This is a genomic window from Pseudomonas sp. EA_65y_Pfl2_P78 (genome assembly GCF_963970495.1).
Taxonomy (GTDB): Bacteria; Pseudomonadota; Gammaproteobacteria; order Pseudomonadales; family Pseudomonadaceae; genus Aquipseudomonas; species Aquipseudomonas baetica_A.
Genome location: NZ_CAXAON010000026.1, coordinates 76,596 through 91,381, shown reverse-complemented (window position 1 = coordinate 91,381; position 14,786 = coordinate 76,596). Strand labels below are relative to the sequence as shown.

General features: G+C 57.5%; 16 protein-coding genes. 9 read left to right on the top strand and 7 right to left on the bottom strand.

The genetic code is table 11. The features are described 5' to 3' along the window. Window positions 1-312: 312 nt before the first annotated feature. Entirely contained in the window at window positions 313-1,518 is a 1,206-nt protein-coding gene (gene tyrS / locus AACY02_RS19310; protein WP_339433333.1) for a tyrosine--tRNA ligase, read from the bottom strand. A gap of 212 nt (window positions 1,519-1,730) precedes the next feature. Here tyrS and AACY02_RS19305 point away from each other — a divergent pair, with 212 nt between their 5' ends. After that, window positions 1,731-3,146 (top strand): peptidoglycan DD-metalloendopeptidase family protein, encoded by a 1,416-nt coding sequence (locus AACY02_RS19305; RefSeq protein ID WP_339433336.1) that lies wholly within the window; start codon window positions 1,731-1,733, stop codon window positions 3,144-3,146. A 3-nt stretch (window positions 3,147-3,149) separates the two neighbouring features. Continuing rightward, window positions 3,150-4,241: an anhydro-N-acetylmuramic acid kinase gene (locus AACY02_RS19300; protein WP_339433332.1), complete on the top strand. Its 1,092-nt coding sequence runs from the start codon at window positions 3,150-3,152 to the stop codon at window positions 4,239-4,241. 74 nt (window positions 4,242-4,315) lie between these two features. On the opposite strand, the gene erpA is transcribed toward AACY02_RS19300, so the two are convergent. Further along, window positions 4,316-4,666: an iron-sulfur cluster insertion protein ErpA gene (gene erpA, locus AACY02_RS19295; RefSeq protein ID WP_060541601.1), complete on the bottom strand. Its 351-nt coding sequence runs from the start codon at window positions 4,664-4,666 to the stop codon at window positions 4,316-4,318. A gap of 167 nt (window positions 4,667-4,833) precedes the next feature. Further along, on the bottom strand, window positions 4,834-5,868 hold the full coding sequence (gene argC / locus AACY02_RS19290; RefSeq protein ID WP_339433331.1) for an N-acetyl-gamma-glutamyl-phosphate reductase: 1,035 nt from the start codon (window positions 5,866-5,868) through the stop codon (window positions 4,834-4,836). Between the two features lie 134 nt (window positions 5,869-6,002). On the opposite strand from argC, the gene hemJ reads away from it, so the two are divergent. The 6 genes from hemJ to coq7 all read left to right on the top strand — a co-directional run bounded on the left by hemJ (window position 6,003) and on the right by coq7 (window position 10,579). Next, window positions 6,003-6,431: a protoporphyrinogen oxidase HemJ gene (hemJ, locus tag AACY02_RS19285; RefSeq protein WP_339433330.1), complete on the top strand. Its 429-nt coding sequence runs from the start codon at window positions 6,003-6,005 to the stop codon at window positions 6,429-6,431. 33 nt (window positions 6,432-6,464) lie between these two features. Then, entirely contained in the window at window positions 6,465-7,433 is a 969-nt protein-coding gene (locus tag AACY02_RS19280; protein WP_339433329.1) for an NAD(P)H-dependent flavin oxidoreductase, read from the top strand. Between the two features lie 78 nt (window positions 7,434-7,511). Next, on the top strand, window positions 7,512-8,462 hold the full coding sequence (locus AACY02_RS19275) for a DUF805 domain-containing protein (protein ID WP_339433328.1): 951 nt from the start codon (window positions 7,512-7,514) through the stop codon (window positions 8,460-8,462). Window positions 8,463-8,523: 61 nt separating this feature from the next. Beyond that, entirely contained in the window at window positions 8,524-9,312 is a 789-nt protein-coding gene (locus AACY02_RS19270) for an SDR family NAD(P)-dependent oxidoreductase (RefSeq protein ID WP_339433327.1), read from the top strand. 80 nt (window positions 9,313-9,392) lie between these two features. Then, a complete protein-coding gene (locus AACY02_RS19265; RefSeq protein ID WP_122594836.1) occupies window positions 9,393-9,731 on the top strand; it encodes a histidine triad nucleotide-binding protein in 339 nt (112 codons plus the stop codon). Between the two features lie 200 nt (window positions 9,732-9,931). After that, entirely contained in the window at window positions 9,932-10,579 is a 648-nt protein-coding gene (gene coq7, locus AACY02_RS19260) for a 2-polyprenyl-3-methyl-6-methoxy-1,4-benzoquinone monooxygenase (protein ID WP_339433326.1), read from the top strand. 220 nt (window positions 10,580-10,799) lie between these two features. Here coq7 and AACY02_RS19255 read toward each other — a convergent pair whose 3' ends face one another. After that, the gene (locus AACY02_RS19255; RefSeq protein ID WP_221731079.1) at window positions 10,800-11,222 is read right to left on the bottom strand and encodes an OsmC family protein; all 423 of its coding nucleotides are present in this window, start codon (window positions 11,220-11,222) and stop codon (window positions 10,800-10,802) included. Window positions 11,223-11,456: 234 nt separating this feature from the next. Here AACY02_RS19255 and crp point away from each other — a divergent pair, with 234 nt between their 5' ends. Next, window positions 11,457-12,101 carry a cAMP-activated global transcriptional regulator CRP gene (gene crp, locus AACY02_RS19250; RefSeq protein WP_339433325.1) on the top strand — a complete coding sequence of 215 codons (645 nt, stop codon included), beginning with the start codon at window positions 11,457-11,459 and terminating at the stop codon, window positions 12,099-12,101. On the opposite strand, the gene AACY02_RS19245 is transcribed toward crp, so the two are convergent. The 3 genes from AACY02_RS19245 to trpD all read right to left on the bottom strand — a co-directional run bounded on the left by AACY02_RS19245 (window position 12,098) and on the right by trpD (window position 14,784). Beyond that, on the bottom strand, window positions 12,098-12,805 hold the full coding sequence (locus AACY02_RS19245; RefSeq protein ID WP_339433324.1) for a lipoate--protein ligase family protein: 708 nt from the start codon (window positions 12,803-12,805) through the stop codon (window positions 12,098-12,100). The two genes, crp and AACY02_RS19245, sit on opposite strands and share 4 nt — an antisense overlap. 96 nt (window positions 12,806-12,901) lie before the next feature. Then, window positions 12,902-13,738: an indole-3-glycerol phosphate synthase TrpC gene (trpC, locus tag AACY02_RS19240; protein ID WP_339433323.1), complete on the bottom strand. Its 837-nt coding sequence runs from the start codon at window positions 13,736-13,738 to the stop codon at window positions 12,902-12,904. Continuing rightward, entirely contained in the window at window positions 13,735-14,784 is a 1,050-nt protein-coding gene (gene trpD, locus AACY02_RS19235; RefSeq protein WP_123532375.1) for an anthranilate phosphoribosyltransferase, read from the bottom strand. Before trpD ends, trpC begins: the two co-directional genes overlap by 4 nt. Between the last annotated feature and the right edge of the window lie 2 nt (window positions 14,785-14,786).

The following is a 14,786-nucleotide window of genomic DNA, read 5'->3' as shown; positions in this document are numbered from 1 at the left end:
CGTCTCAACCGAGGCGCGCATTCTACAGCAGCCTCATTTACTGTCAAGTGATTATTTTCAGAAGCTTTCGAAGAATTCTTCAACAACTTCAACCACTTGCGCCTTCGATCTCTCGTCAGCGGGAGGCTAATTCTACAGCGTTACACGCTGCTGTCAACACCTCTTTTTCAACTTCTTTCTGGCTTCGATGAACTGAAGCAACTTGCTGCCGAAAACCTCATAACTCATTGAATCTCAGGGAGTTTTTCGTTTCGACTGCGCCGGAAGTGGGGCGAATTATAGACGTCTGGAATTCGCCGTCAACACCTATTTTCAATTCCCCTCAGACTTCAACGAAATACGCGCGAATGCCTTCTTACCGGCCTGGCAAACGTGAGTCGCCCCCAGTACGTATATAAAGGAGCGATCAACCACCTCACCATCAACCCGCACACCACCAGAAGCCAGCAGATCTCGTGCAGCAGCGGAGTTCTTCACCAGGCCCGCCTTGTTAAGGACAGCAGCGATTGGCATATCTTCAGCAGAAGCCAATTCGATCTCCGGCAGATCATCCGGCAACTCGCCATCCTTCATACGATTACCCGCTGCGCGGTGAGCATTGGCAGCCGCCTCTTCACCATGGAAGCGTGCAACGATCTCTTCAGCCAGTTTGATTTTGATATCGCGCGGATTGGCTCCAGCCTCTACATCAGCACGGAACGCACCAATCTCATCCATGGTACGGAAACTGAGCAACTCGAAGTAACGCCACATAAGCGCATCCGGAATAGAAACCAGCTTGCCGTACATGACACCAGGCGCCTCCTGGATGCCGACGTAATTGCCCAGCGACTTGGACATTTTCTTCACGCCATCCAGCCCTTCCAGCAGCGGCATAGTCAGAATGCACTGAGCCTCTTGACCATAACCACGTTGCAACTCACGCCCCATCAGGAGATTGAACTTCTGATCGGTACCACCCAACTCGACATCCGCACGCAGAGCGACAGAGTCATAACCCTGAACCAACGGATAGAGAAATTCGTGAATCGCGATCGGCTGATTGGTGGTGTATCGCTTATCGAAGTCATCACGTTCAAGCATGCGAGCAACGGTGTACTGCGAAGTCAGACGAATGAAATCTGCCGGCCCCATCTGATCCATCCAGGTGGAGTTGAACGCAACTTCGGTCTTCGCCGGATCAAGAATCTTGAACACCTGAGTCTTGTATGTCTCGGCATTTTCCAAAACCTGCTCACGAGTCAGCGGCGGCCGTGTTGCGCTCTTGCCGCTCGGATCACCGATCATCCCGGTAAAGTCACCTATAAGGAAGATCACCTGATGCCCCAGCTCCTGGAACTGGCGCAGCTTATTAATAAGCACGGTGTGACCCAAGTGCAGATCGGGAGCGGTTGGATCGAAACCAGCCTTAATACGCAGCGGCTGGCCACGCTTGAGCTTCTCGACCAGCTCGGACTCGACCAACAGTTCTTCCGCACCACGTTTAATCAGCGCTAGCTGCTCTTCAACCGACTTCATAACAGACCCGCAAGGCTCAGATTCAAAGGGAACCAACCATACAAGATCGCGCACCAATTACAAGTTTTGCCCGGCGTACGGACACCAATCCACAGACGCGAGGTCTGTAGACTTGCTTCAGAGATGATTTGGTTATATTTTATACAGTTATTTCATCTTCATCATGTCATTCATCTTTTCCAATTCATCATTTTTCAAAGTCAAAATTACTTATGACCACAGAACAGTCTAAAGCGCCGCCGCTTTACCCGAAGACCCACCTGCTCGCCGCAAGTGGAATCGCCGCCCTTCTCAGCCTGGCGCTCCTGGTATTTCCTTCCAGTGATGTTGAAGCCAAAAAGACAACCCTGAGCCTTGAACTGGAAAGTCCTGCTGATCAACTGGCACAAGATCAAGACGCCGCTGACGCGGCTCAAGCCACAAACGAGCCAGTAGCTTCGCCATTTGCACAGGTAGAAAACAGTAGCGAAAACGCCCCTGAAACCGCCTCTGCGACAGCTCAGCCCCCCGAAAAACCGAAAGACCCCGGACACCGTGAAATCGTCGTCGCCAAGGGCGATACGCTGTCCACATTATTCGAAAAGGTGGGGCTGCCGGCTTCGGCCGTGCATGAAGTACTGGCCAGTGACAAGCAAGCCAAGCAATTCAGCCAGCTCAAACACGGCCAGAAACTCGAATTCGATCTGAATCCGGAAGGGCAACTGACCAGCCTTCACAGCAAGGTCAGTGATGTCGAAACCATCACCCTGACCAAGAATGACAAAGGTTATTCCTTCAACCGTGTTATCGCGAAACCTACCGTTCGCACTGCTTATGCACACGGCGTCATCAACAGTTCGCTGTCGCAGTCCGCTGCGCGTGCTGGTCTCTCTCACAGCCTGACCATGGATATGGCCAACGTATTCGGCTATGACATCGACTTTGCGCAGGACATCCGTCAGGGTGATGATTTCGACGTCATCTACGAGCAGAAAGTGGTTAACGGCAAAGCTGTCGGCAACGGTCCGATCCTGTCCGCGCGGTTCACCAACCGAGGCAAGACCTACACCGCAGTTCGTTACACCAACAAACAGGGCAACAGCAGCTATTACACGGCTGACGGCAACAGCATGCGCAAGGCGTTTATCCGTACCCCGGTGGACTTTGCCCGCATCAGCTCGAAGTTCTCCATGGGACGTAAACACCCTATTCTCAACAAGATCCGCGCTCATAAAGGTGTCGATTACGCAGCACCACGCGGCACCCCAATCAAGGCTGCCGGTGACGGCAAAGTGCTGTTGGCCGGCCGTCGCGGTGGCTACGGCAACACAGTGATCATCCAGCACGGCAATACTTACCGTACCCTTTACGGCCACATGCAAGGCTTCGCCAAAGGCGTAAAAACCGGTGGTACCGTCAAGCAGGGCCAAGTGATCGGCTACATTGGCACCACCGGCCTCTCCACCGGTCCGCACTTGCACTATGAATTCCAGGTCAACGGCGTTCACGTCGATCCACTGGGACAAAAACTGCCAATGGCCGATCCGATCGCCAAATCCGAGCGCGCTCGCTTCATGGCTCAGAGCCAGCCGCTGATGGCACGCATGGATAAAGAGAAGGCCACAATGCTGGCTTCGAGCAAGCGTTAAGCCATGACCCTGTATATCGGTGTAATGTCGGGCACCAGCCTCGATGGCCTGGACATCGCGCTGATCGAACTTGCCCCGGCGATCAAACTGATCGCCTCGCATTACATCCCTATGCCTGAACCCCTGCGCGCCGAGCTACTTGGCTTGTGCGCCAGCGGCCCTGACGAGATCGCCCGCTCTGCGATTGCACAGCAGAACTGGGTAAAGCTCGCCGCTCGGGGCATTCACACCCTCCTCGATCAGCAGAAGCTCCAACCTCAAGCCATACGCGCGATAGGCAGTCACGGCCAGACCATTCGCCATGAGCCCGCACGCGGCTTCACCGTACAAATCGGCAACCCAGCCCTGCTGACAGAGTTGACGGGGATCACCGTGGTCAGCGACTTCCGCAGCCGCGATGTCGCTGCCGGAGGCCAAGGCGCGCCACTGGTACCAGCCTTCCATGAAGCCTTGTTCGAAGAGCGTACCGGCAACCAGGCTGTCTTGAATGTCGGCGGTTTCAGCAATCTCAGCCTGATCGAGCCGAACAAGCCTGTAGCCGGTTTCGACTGCGGCCCCGGAAACGTGCTGATGGACGCCTGGATTCACCAACAAGTAGGAGAAAACTACGATCGCAATGGTCAGTGGGCAGCCACTGGCGCCGTTGAACCAAGCCTGCTCAAAGCACTGCTCAGCGACCCTTTCTTCGTGACCAAAGGGCCGAAAAGCACGGGGCGGGAAGTGTTCAATCTGCCTTGGCTGGAGCAGCACCTCTCGCACCTACCGAAGCTTGCTGCTGAAAACGTCCAGGCCACGTTGCTGGAGCTGACTGCGCTGACTATCGTTGAGTCGCTGCAAAGCGCTCAATCCGATACCAGAGAACTGTTGGTCTGCGGTGGCGGCGCGCACAATGCCACGCTTATGAAGCGACTGGCCGATCTGCTGCCGAAGGCAAAAGTCGCCAGCACCGCCACGCGCGGTGTAGACCCGGACTGGGTCGAAGCCATGGCTTTCGCTTGGCTGGCCCATTGCTGTCTCGAAGGCATTGCCGCCAACCGCCCAAGTGTCACCGGCGCCCGCGGCCTTCGAGTACTTGGCGCCATCTATCCGGCCTGACTCAACTCACAGAAAACAAAACGCCGCAGAACCGTGAGGCTCTGCGGCGTTTTGCTGTGTACAGCGAAGTGCGATCAGATCGAGAACGAAGATCCGCAACCACAGGTCGTGGTGGCGTTAGGGTTCTTGATCACGAAACGCGAACCTTCCAGACCTTCCTGGTAATCCACCTCGGCACCGGCCAGGTACTGGAAGCTCATCGGGTCAACCACCAGACTCACGCCTTCGCGCTCGACGATGGTGTCGTCCTCTGCCACCTCTTCATCGAAGGTGAAACCGTATTGAAACCCTGAACAACCGCCGCCCGTAACGAATACGCGCAGCTTCAAGCGATCATTCCCCTCTTCATCGACCAGGCTCTTCACCTTGTGCGCGGCACCGTGGGTGAATTGCAAAGCCGTGGGGGTGAAGGATTCGACGCTCATGCTGACTATCTCCCGGCGTTACGCCGCCATAATGCGTGATGACGCGCATTATCCGCTTGTCCGAGAAAATCGGTCAACTATTGTTACGGTATATCAATCAAGCCGATCGGCGGTTCAGAACGCAAAAAGGCCCGTTCAACGAGCCTTTTTACTGTGCAAACGAAAGGTTACGGCAGCATACCGGCGTGGGACAGACCGAAACGCTCGTCCAGGCCGAACAGGATGTTCATGTTCTGCACCGCCTGCCCCGACGCGCCTTTGACCAGGTTGTCGATCACTGACAACACCACAACCAGATCGCCATCCTGCGGACGGTGAACCGCAATACGGCAAACGTTGGCGCCGCGCACACTGCGGGTTTCCGGATGACTGCCGGCTGGCATCACATCGACGAACGGCTCATCGGCATAACGCTTTTCGAACAATGCCTGCAGATCCACCGAGCGATCAACCACGGTCGCGTAGAGCGTGGAATGAATGCCACGGATCATCGGGGTCAAGTGAGGAACGAACGTCAGACCGACATCCTTGCCCGCTGCACGACGCAGCCCTTGGCGAATTTCCGGCAGGTGACGGTGACCTTTCACCGCGTAGGCCTTCATGCTTTGCGACGTCTCGGAGTACAGCGAGCCTACAGCCGCGCCGCGACCTGCACCGCTGACACCGGACTTGCAGTCAGCGATCAAACGCGTGGTGTCGGCCAGACCGGCTTCAAGCAACGGCAGAAAACCCAACTGTGTTGCGGTTGGATAGCAACCCGGCACCGCGATCAGGCGTGCTTTCTTGATTTGCTCACGATTGACTTCAGGCAAGCCATAGACAGCTTCATCCAGCAACTGCGGAGCACCGTGAGGCTGACCGTACCACTTTGCCCATTCTTCAGCGTCTTGAAGACGGAAGTCCGCAGACAGGTCGATGACCTTGGTGCCTGCGGCCAGCAATTCACCTGCCAGTGCGTGAGCCACACCGTGCGGCGTCGCGAAAAACACCACATCGCAAGCGCCCAACGTTTTGATATCGGGCACGCTGAACGCAAGGCCGTCGTAGTGTCCGCGCAGGTTCGGGTACATGTCAGCCACGGGCAGACCGGCCTCGGATCGGGAAGTGATCACGACCACTTCTGCCTGCGGATGCTGCGCCAACAGACGCAGCAGTTCGACACCGGTGTAACCCGTGCCGCCGACGATACCGACCTTGACCATAAACCTGCCCTCAACGAACCCACTGGAAAGCCGTCGATAATAGGGGCCACGCGCGCCTGCGACAACCATCAAGGTGACGTGCGGACGCTCAAGCCTCTACTATCCGGCTTACCGTGAATGAGGGAAAAACCAAAATGCTCTATCTGTGGATCAAGGCTTTTCACATCGTCAGCGTCGTTTGCTGGTTTGCCGGGCTGTTTTACCTGCCGCGACTGTTCGTGTATCACGCGCAAAGTGAAGACACCGTCAGCAAGGAACGCTTCAGCGTCATGGAGCGCAAGCTGTATCGCGGCATCATGGGCCCGGCAATGATCGCTACGCTGATTTTTGGCGGCTGGCTGATCTACCTCAACCCGAGCATCTTCAGCCAGGGGGGCTGGATCCACGCGAAACTGACCCTGGTCGTCTTGCTGATCGGTTACCACCACATGTGCGGCGCGCAGGTAAAACGTTTCGCTCGTGGCGAGAACACCCGCAGCCATGTCTTTTATCGCTGGTTCAATGAAGTGCCGGTTCTGATATTGCTGGCTATCGTAATTCTGGTCGTGGTCAAGCCGTTCTAACTTCAACGAACACAACACTTTGGGGTACTTCCAATGTCGCTGCCCGCTCTGCTCGAACAACGTCTGCGCCTGCCAGTGGTAGCGGCGCCGATGTTTCTGATCTCCAACCCTGAACTGGTGATCGCCTGCTGCCGTAATGGCGTGGTCGGTAGCTTCCCGGCGCTGAACCAACGCGAAAGCAGCGGTTTCAAAGCCTGGCTGGAACAGATCGAAGCGGGGTTGGCGACACTGAGCAACCCGGCACCGTACGCAGTGAACCTTATTGTTCACAACAGCAACCCGCGTTTGCAGGCGGATCTGAATATCTGCATCGAGCACAAGGTGCCCATCGTCATCACCAGTCTCGGCGCGGTCAAGGAGCTGGTCGACGCCGTGCACAGCTATGGCGGTCTGGTCTTCCACGACGTCACCACCCGCCGTCATGCCGAGAAGGCTGCCCAGGCGGGTGTCGACGGTTTGATTGCGGTCGCGGCTGGCGCCGGTGGTCATGCTGGCACCTGGAGCCCGTTTGCACTGATTGCCGAGATCCGTGAGTTCTTCGACAAAACGTTGTTGCTTGCAGGATGCCTGAACCATGGGCATGAGATTCTTGCTGCACAGATGCTCGGCGCGGATTTGGCCTACTTCGGTACGCGATTTATCGGCACCACTGAAAGTCATGCACCTGACGCCTACAAGCAGATGCTGCTGACAGCCAAAGCGGCAGACATCATTCATACTCCCGCGGTCTCGGGGGTGCCGGCCAGTTTCATGCGTCAAAGCCTGGAGGCGGCCGGTTTCGACATGACCGCGCTACAAGGCAAGGGTGAAGTGAATTTCGGCGACAAGCTCAAACCGATAAGCGACGAAGCCAAAGCCTGGAAAACCGTGTGGTCTGCCGGTCAAGGTGTCGGACAGATCGATGATCTGCCAAGCGTGGATCAGTTGATCGCGCGCCTCGATGCCGAGTACCGCCAGGCCCAGGAGCGCGCAGCGCAGTTGCCCAAACGCTGGCCTCGCTGAGAAAATTGCGCCCGTCCCTGGTGGACAGGCCTTACACTAACGACCTTTCAATCTACTCGCGACAAGGATGCCTCGCTCATGAGCGACACCCGTTACAAGATCGTTTTCGACGGCGCTCTACAGCCCGGTGTCGATATCACCACTGCCAAACTCAATCTGGCGGATCTGTTCAAAACCGAAGTGACCGCCATCGAGCGTCTGTTCAATGGCAGTACAGTGGCACTCAAACGCGACCTGTCCCATGGCGATGCCCAAGCTTATTTGCAAGCGCTGAGCAAAACCGGGATCGATGCGCGCATCGAAACAGAAACAGCCATTGAGCTGAAGCTATCGGACGTCCACGAACAATCCGCTGGCGTGGCAGAACCGGACTCACCCTATGCACCACCTCGCGCCAGCGTAGGCGAGAGCCTGCCGCCATTCGCCACGCTCAAACCATTCAGCGTCGAAGGCAGGATTGGACGTTTACGCTTTCTGGCCTGGACGATGGTACTCAGCCTGGTGACGATGCCCATCGTCGGCGTGTTCGCCTTGATTGCGCTGGGACTGGTCAGCAGTGACTCCACCACCGGACTGATCATCGGCGGCATCTTTGCCTTTTTCCTGTTTCTGGGATTCATGATTGTCAGCATCCTGTTCACCGTTCAACGTTTGCACGACATCGGCTGGTCAGGCTGGCTGTGGTTACTGAACCTTGTACCGTTCGTGGGCAGTTTCTTCCCGCTGGTGATTATGGCCGTCCCCGGCAATACCGTCGCCAATCGCTATGGCCCTCCACCGCCCCCCAACAGCACCGCAGTGAAAGTGCTGTGCTCCCTGTGGATCGTGTTTGTCGCGCTGATATTCGCGGGCGCAATACTCGGTGGAATCTCGGCGGTTCAGCAGGAATACGAAAGCACCCTGGAAAGCAGTTACGAAAGCGGCTCTGTGACCACCGACGAAATCGATGTCGAAGTCGAGCCGGCAGCAAATTCCGCTGACGAGGCAGCCGAAGCCGCGCAGGCCCCTGTAGACTCTGCGAACGAATGAACAGCGCTCACCGCCGTGACACCCGCGTCGCTGGCGCGCAGTTGTTGCGATGGAGAATGGCATGACCCGTTACGCTCTGATCACTGGCGCCTCCAGCGGAATCGGCCTGGCCATGGCCGAAGCGCTGGCCCGGCGCGGCCGCAACCTGATTCTGGTGGCACGACAGCGTGATCAGCTAGAAAGCATTGCGATCGAACTGACCCAGCGCTTCGGCGTCGAGGTGCTGTTCCGCGCCTGCGATCTGGGCGAGCCGTTGCGCCTGTCCGGTTTTTTGCTGGAGCTGGAAGAAGGTGACCGACAGATCGATCTGTTGGTGAACTGCGCCGGCATCGGTACCTGTGGCCCCTTTTTGGCTCAGGACTGGATGACCGAACAGGATCTGATCGAGGTCAACATCCTCGCCCTCACCCGCTTGTGCCATGCGATCGGCAACAGCATGGCGCTGCAGGGTGGCGGGCAGATTCTCAACGTTGCCTCGATTGCCGCGTTCAATCCCGGCCCGTGGATGAGCACGTACTACGCCAGCAAGGCCTATGTCCTGCATTTTTCCGAAGCGCTGCGCGTGGAACTCAAGCAGAGCGCAGTAAAAGTTTCGGTTCTGTGCCCTGGCCCTACCCGCACAGCCTTTTTCCGCACCGCGCAGCTCAACAACGACAAACTCAACGACAGCAAAATGCTGATGAGTCCCGAAGACGTCGCGCTATACACCGTGCGCGCACTGGAAAAAAACCGCGCGATCATCATTCCAGGACGGCGCAATCGCTGGCTCGCGTTTCTGCCGCGACTCGGTTCGCGCTGGCTCAATCGCACCCTCGTCGGCATGGTCAACAAGGCTTACTGCCCGCGCTGAACTGTCCTACGGCAAAACACTGGGCGGGCCCATTCCCCATGAGTACACTCAGGCCAGCCCACACAACGGAGAAAACAGCAGTGGATACTCTGTTCACCAAGATCATCAACCGGGAAATCCCGGCGAACATCATTTACGAGGACGACCAGGTTCTGGCGTTCCACGACATCGCCCCTCAGGCACCGGTACATTTTCTGGTGATCCCGAAGAAACCGGTGCGTACCCTCAATGATCTGACTGAAGACGACAAGGCACTGGCTGGGCATATCCTGTTCACTGCACAGCGTCTGGCGCTGGAGTTGGGTTGTGAAGAAGGCTTTCGCGTGGTGATGAACTGCAATGAAAAAGGTGGGCAGACCGTCTATCACATTCATATGCACGTACTGGGTCAGCGCCAGATGAACTGGCCACCGGGCTAAGGCACAATCCCCTCCACTGCGGGGGTGGGGCTTGCTCGTGAAGATGTGAGTACTTTCGGAGCATCTTCGGCTGACACACCGTTTTCGCGAGCACACCCCGCGCCCACAAAGCGGCATGCCCCTGCGGCATATGACCCAGCGCAAACCTTCCCTGGCCGATTCGGTTAAACTGGCCATCGAGATTCTTCCCGGAGGTCAGCATGACTACCCAACGTCACTACTCGCCGATTGACCGTCTTCTGCTGCAAGCCGATGCCGCGATGCGTACATTACTGCCATTCAGTGGCCAGCCGTACCGCCCGTCGCCGGCCATCCTGCAGCCGGAAACACAAATGAGCGACGAAGACACCCGCCATGTCGCCGGCCTGATGCGTATCAACCATACCGGTGAAGTCTGTGCCCAAGCGCTGTATCAGGGCCAGGCGCTGACCGCCAAGTTGCCGCAGGTGCGCGAAGCCATGGAGCACGCCGCCGAAGAGGAAATTGATCACCTGGTCTGGTGCGAACAACGCATCCAGCAACTAGGGAGCCATACCAGCGTTCTCAATCCGCTGTTTTATGGCATGTCGTTCGGCATCGGTGCTGTCGCTGGCTTGATCAGCGACAAGGTCAGCCTGGGGTTTGTCGCGGCCACCGAGCATCAGGTGTGCAAACACTTGAATGAGCATCTGGAGCAACTGCCGACTGAGGATGAAAAATCTCGGGCAATTCTGCAGCAGATGCGTATCGATGAAGAGCATCATGCCGAAAGTGCGCTGGAGGCTGGCGGTTTCCGCTTTCCGGCACCGGTCAAGTTCGGGATGAGTCTTTTGGCGAAGGTGATGACCAAGAGCACCTACCGGATCTGAAGATTGCATCCCTGCGAAAGAGCCTCATCGCTGGTCAGTCAACGCCCACCGCTTCTTTATCCCAGCCATAAAAAAGGCGACTACCGCTAAGTAGTCGCCTTTTTTGTGCCTCGGCCCCGCCGGCTGGCCGATCACCGCCCTTAAAAAAGTGGCGCATCATGCAGACGTCAACCGGGGGTCGCCAGATCCTGCACTGCCTTTATGACGGTTGAATGTCGATTCAACCGAGTTCGACGATTTCGTAATCGTGGGTGATAGCAACGCCAGCGGCGCCGAGCATGATCGAAGCCGAGCAATATTTTTCGGCAGACAGTTCGATAGCTCGTTTGACCTGAGCTTCTTTCAGGCCACGGCCCTTGACCACGAAGTGCATGTGGATCTTGGTGAACACCTTCGGATCTTCAGTCGCGCGCTCGGCTTCAAGGAAGGCTTCGCAGCTTTCAACGTTCTGGCGGGACTTTTTCAGAATGCTGACCACGTCGAAGTTGCTGCAACCGCCGACGCCCAGCAGGAGCATTTCCATCGGGCGAACACCCAGATTACGACCACCGGCGTCCGGCGGACCGTCCATGACCACAACATGCCCACTACCGGATTCGCCGAGAAACATGGCCTCACCAGCCCATTGGATGCGTGCCTTCATCGCCCAGACTCCACTGTAAAAAAAGGGTCGCCAGCTTATCACAGGGCTTTGCTCTGGCAGCGAGCAGCGTTCATAGGACGAATGCTCCACCAGCGTAGGTAATTTCTCGAATTTGCGCGGAAGTGTCTGGTAAGCTGGCGCCAATTCGCTGGCGCTCAGCCAGTTGTGTAGCGACCGCCTTCAGCGCCTCATAAAAAATCAAACATAACCGTGCAGTTTTTTCGGGATACAACCATGGTTGCTATTACCCCCACACCCAAAATCAAGAACCTCGACAAGCTGTTGACGCATTGTCAACGCCGCCGGCATGCGGCCAAGAGCAACATCATTTGTGCTGGAGATCGTTCGGACACGTTGTACTTCATCATCAAGGGGTCGGTGACGATCCTGATCGAGGATGACGACGGCCGCGAGATGATCATTGCGTACCTGAATGCGGGGGACTTCTTCGGCGAACTGGGACTGTTTGAACAGGCCGGCCAGGAACAGCAGCGCAGTGCCTGGGTGCGGGCCAAGGTCGAGTGCGAAACGGCGGAAATCAGCTACGCGAAGTTCCGCGAATTGTCACAGCAGGATCCGGACATTCTTTACGTCCTCAGCGGACAAATCGCACAACGCCTGCGCAACACCACGCGCAAGGTCGGCGATCTGGCGTTCTTCGACGTCACGGGACGAGTGGCACGCTGCCTGTTGGAGTTGTGCAAGCAACCCGACGCGATGACCCACCCGGACGGCATGCAGATCAAGGTGACCCGTCAGGAAATCGGCCGGATCGTCGGTTGTTCGCGGGAGATGGTCGGTCGTGTGCTCAAGGATCTGGAGGAGCGCAACCTGGTCGACGTGAAAGGCAAGACGATGGTGGTCTTCGGTACGCGTTAGATACCGACGCTGTACATCTGCGCCAGCATTAAACGAAAGAGCTCATCGAGTCGCGCCAACGCCTGTGGCGCGCTGAATTTCTCGTGCAAAGCAATATGGCTTTCGGCACGCACTCGCGATTCCAGGCCACAAGCTTGGTTGAAACGATTGACCGCCGCGACCATCGATTCGCGTTCGTTCTCCATCAGCATTGCACCGTGTACCAGGCCTACCGGACGCTGTCCGCCCTGACTCTGGCGCCAGCGCTGGGCGGTGCCAACCATTTTGCGGCCGTCGAGATTAACGTTGAAACGCCCGTCGCAGAACGCTCCGTCGATCTCACCCAAGGACGATGTGCCGCCCAACTCATCAAGCAACTGACAGATCGGATCGCACAAGCGGCGGTAGCCGGTTTCGATGCGGTTCAGATCGCCTTCGTTGCGGGGTGGCGCGTAGACCAGTGCAATGTTGATCGTCGCCGCAGATTGCGGGACGGGTTCGCCGCCAGTTTCGCGCAGAAGCACCGGCCAGCCGGCAGCGGCAGAGACTTCGCAGGCATGTTCGAAACCGGGGAGGCGATTGAGGCGGCGCGGCATGACCAGCGCGCGGTCGCTGGGTCGCCAGAACAGAAGACCGAACTCCGCATCACCGGCGCAGACGGAGGCGAGCAAGTCCTGCTCGGCTTGCAGTCCGGCTTCGATGGTCAGGGCGGTTGGCTGCGACATGCATGGCTCCGACAGACTTGAAGTCTTTAGAGAATTTGAGGGCCTCTTCGCGAGCAAGCCCGGCCCCAAAGGGGACGCGGGCGCCTGCAAAAAAGATCAGTCGAGGGTCGAGCCGCTGACCGCAGCCCCACGTTCCGGGAAGAACAGACGCTGCAATTCGACCCCCGGGCTTTCGGCGCGCATGAACGCTTCGCCGACCAGGAACGCGTAAACGTCGCTGATTTCCATCAGTTCGACATCTGCACGGTTGAGGATGCCGCTCTCGGTGATCACCAGACGATCGCGCGGAATACGCGGGAGCAGGTCGAGGGTGGTTTCCAGACTGACGTCGAAAGTGTGCAGATTACGGTTGTTGACCCCGACCAGTGGCGTATCGAGAGTTTTCAACGCACGTTCCAGCTCATCACCGTCGTGCACTTCTACCAAGACATCAAGACCAACGCCTTTGGCCACCGACGCCAACTCGGCCATTTTCACGTCATCCAGTGCAGAAACGATCAACAGCACGCAGTCGGCGCCCAGCGCACGGGCTTCGACGATCTGGTACGGATCGATCATGAAGTCCTTGCGGATCACCGGCAGTTTGCACGCGGCGCGAGCCTGTTGCAGGTACGCATCGGCGCCTTGGAAGTAATCGATATCGGTCAGTACGGAAAGACAGGTCGCCCCACCCTTCTCGTAACTTTTGGCAATGTCGGCCGGAACGAAGTTTTCGCGGATCACGCCTTTGCTTGGCGACGCCTTTTTGATCTCGGCAATGACCGCCGGCTGCTTGGTCTTGGCCTGCGCCAACAACGCCTGGGCGAAACCACGGGGCGCATCGGCCGCTTTGGCCAGATTTTCCAGCTCGCTCAGGCTCACACGAGCGCTACGCTCGGCGATTTCCTGAACTTTGCGCGCCAGAATGTTTTCCAGAACCGTCGGTACACTCATCCTTCATTCTCCACTTTGAATACCGCGGTAAAGGCGCCCAGCTCCTCGAGTTTTTCCCGAGCGAGGCCGGTGTGCAGAGCGTCGTGCGCCAGCTCCACGCCTTGTTTCAAACTGCTGGCCACGTCGGCGGCGTAGAGTGCCGCGCCGGCGTTGAGCACAATCATTTCGGCGGCTTTCTGGCCGTTCTCGGTTTTGCGCTTGCCCAGTGCGTCGCGGATCAACGCCAGCGAAGCTTCCGGGCCGTCGACCGACAGGCCGTGCAGGCTCTGGCTCTTCATGCCCAAGTCCTCGGGTTCGACCCAATACTCGGTGATCTCGTTGTTTTTCAGCTCGGCAACAAAAGTCGGCGCAGCAAGGCTGAATTCGTCCAGACCATCCTTGGAATGCACCACCAGCACATGCTTGCTGCCCAAGCGTTGCAAGACTTCCGCCAACGGGCGGCACAACGCCGGGTTGAACACACCCACCACCTGATGTTTAACACCGGCCGGATTCGTAAGCGGGCCGAGCATGTTGAACAGCGTACGCAGCCCCAGATCGCGGCGCGGGCCGGCGGCATACTTCATGGCTTTGTGATGGGTCTGGGCAAACATGAAACCGATGCCGACGTTGTCGATGCAACGGGCGACCTGAACCGGCGTCAGGTTGAGGTAGATACCGGCGGCTTCCAGCAAGTCGGCGCTGCCGCTCTTGCCCGACACCGCGCGATTGCCGTGTTTGGCCACGGTGCAACCCGCTGCCGCAACAACAAAAGAAGAAGCGGTCGATACGTTGAAAATGTTGGCACCGTCACCGCCGGTGCCGACCACATCGACCACACCGTCGAGGGTCTTGAGTTCGACCTGATCGGCCAGTTCACGCATCACCGATACGGCGCCGACGATTTCATCGATGCTTTCGCTCTTCATGCGCATGGCCATCATGAACGCGCCGATCTGCGCGTCAGTGCATTGGCCGGTCATGATTTCGCGCATCACGTCGCGCATTTCATCGGTGCTGAGGTCGAGGTGATCGACGATACGGCTCAGGGCTGTCTTGATATTCACGG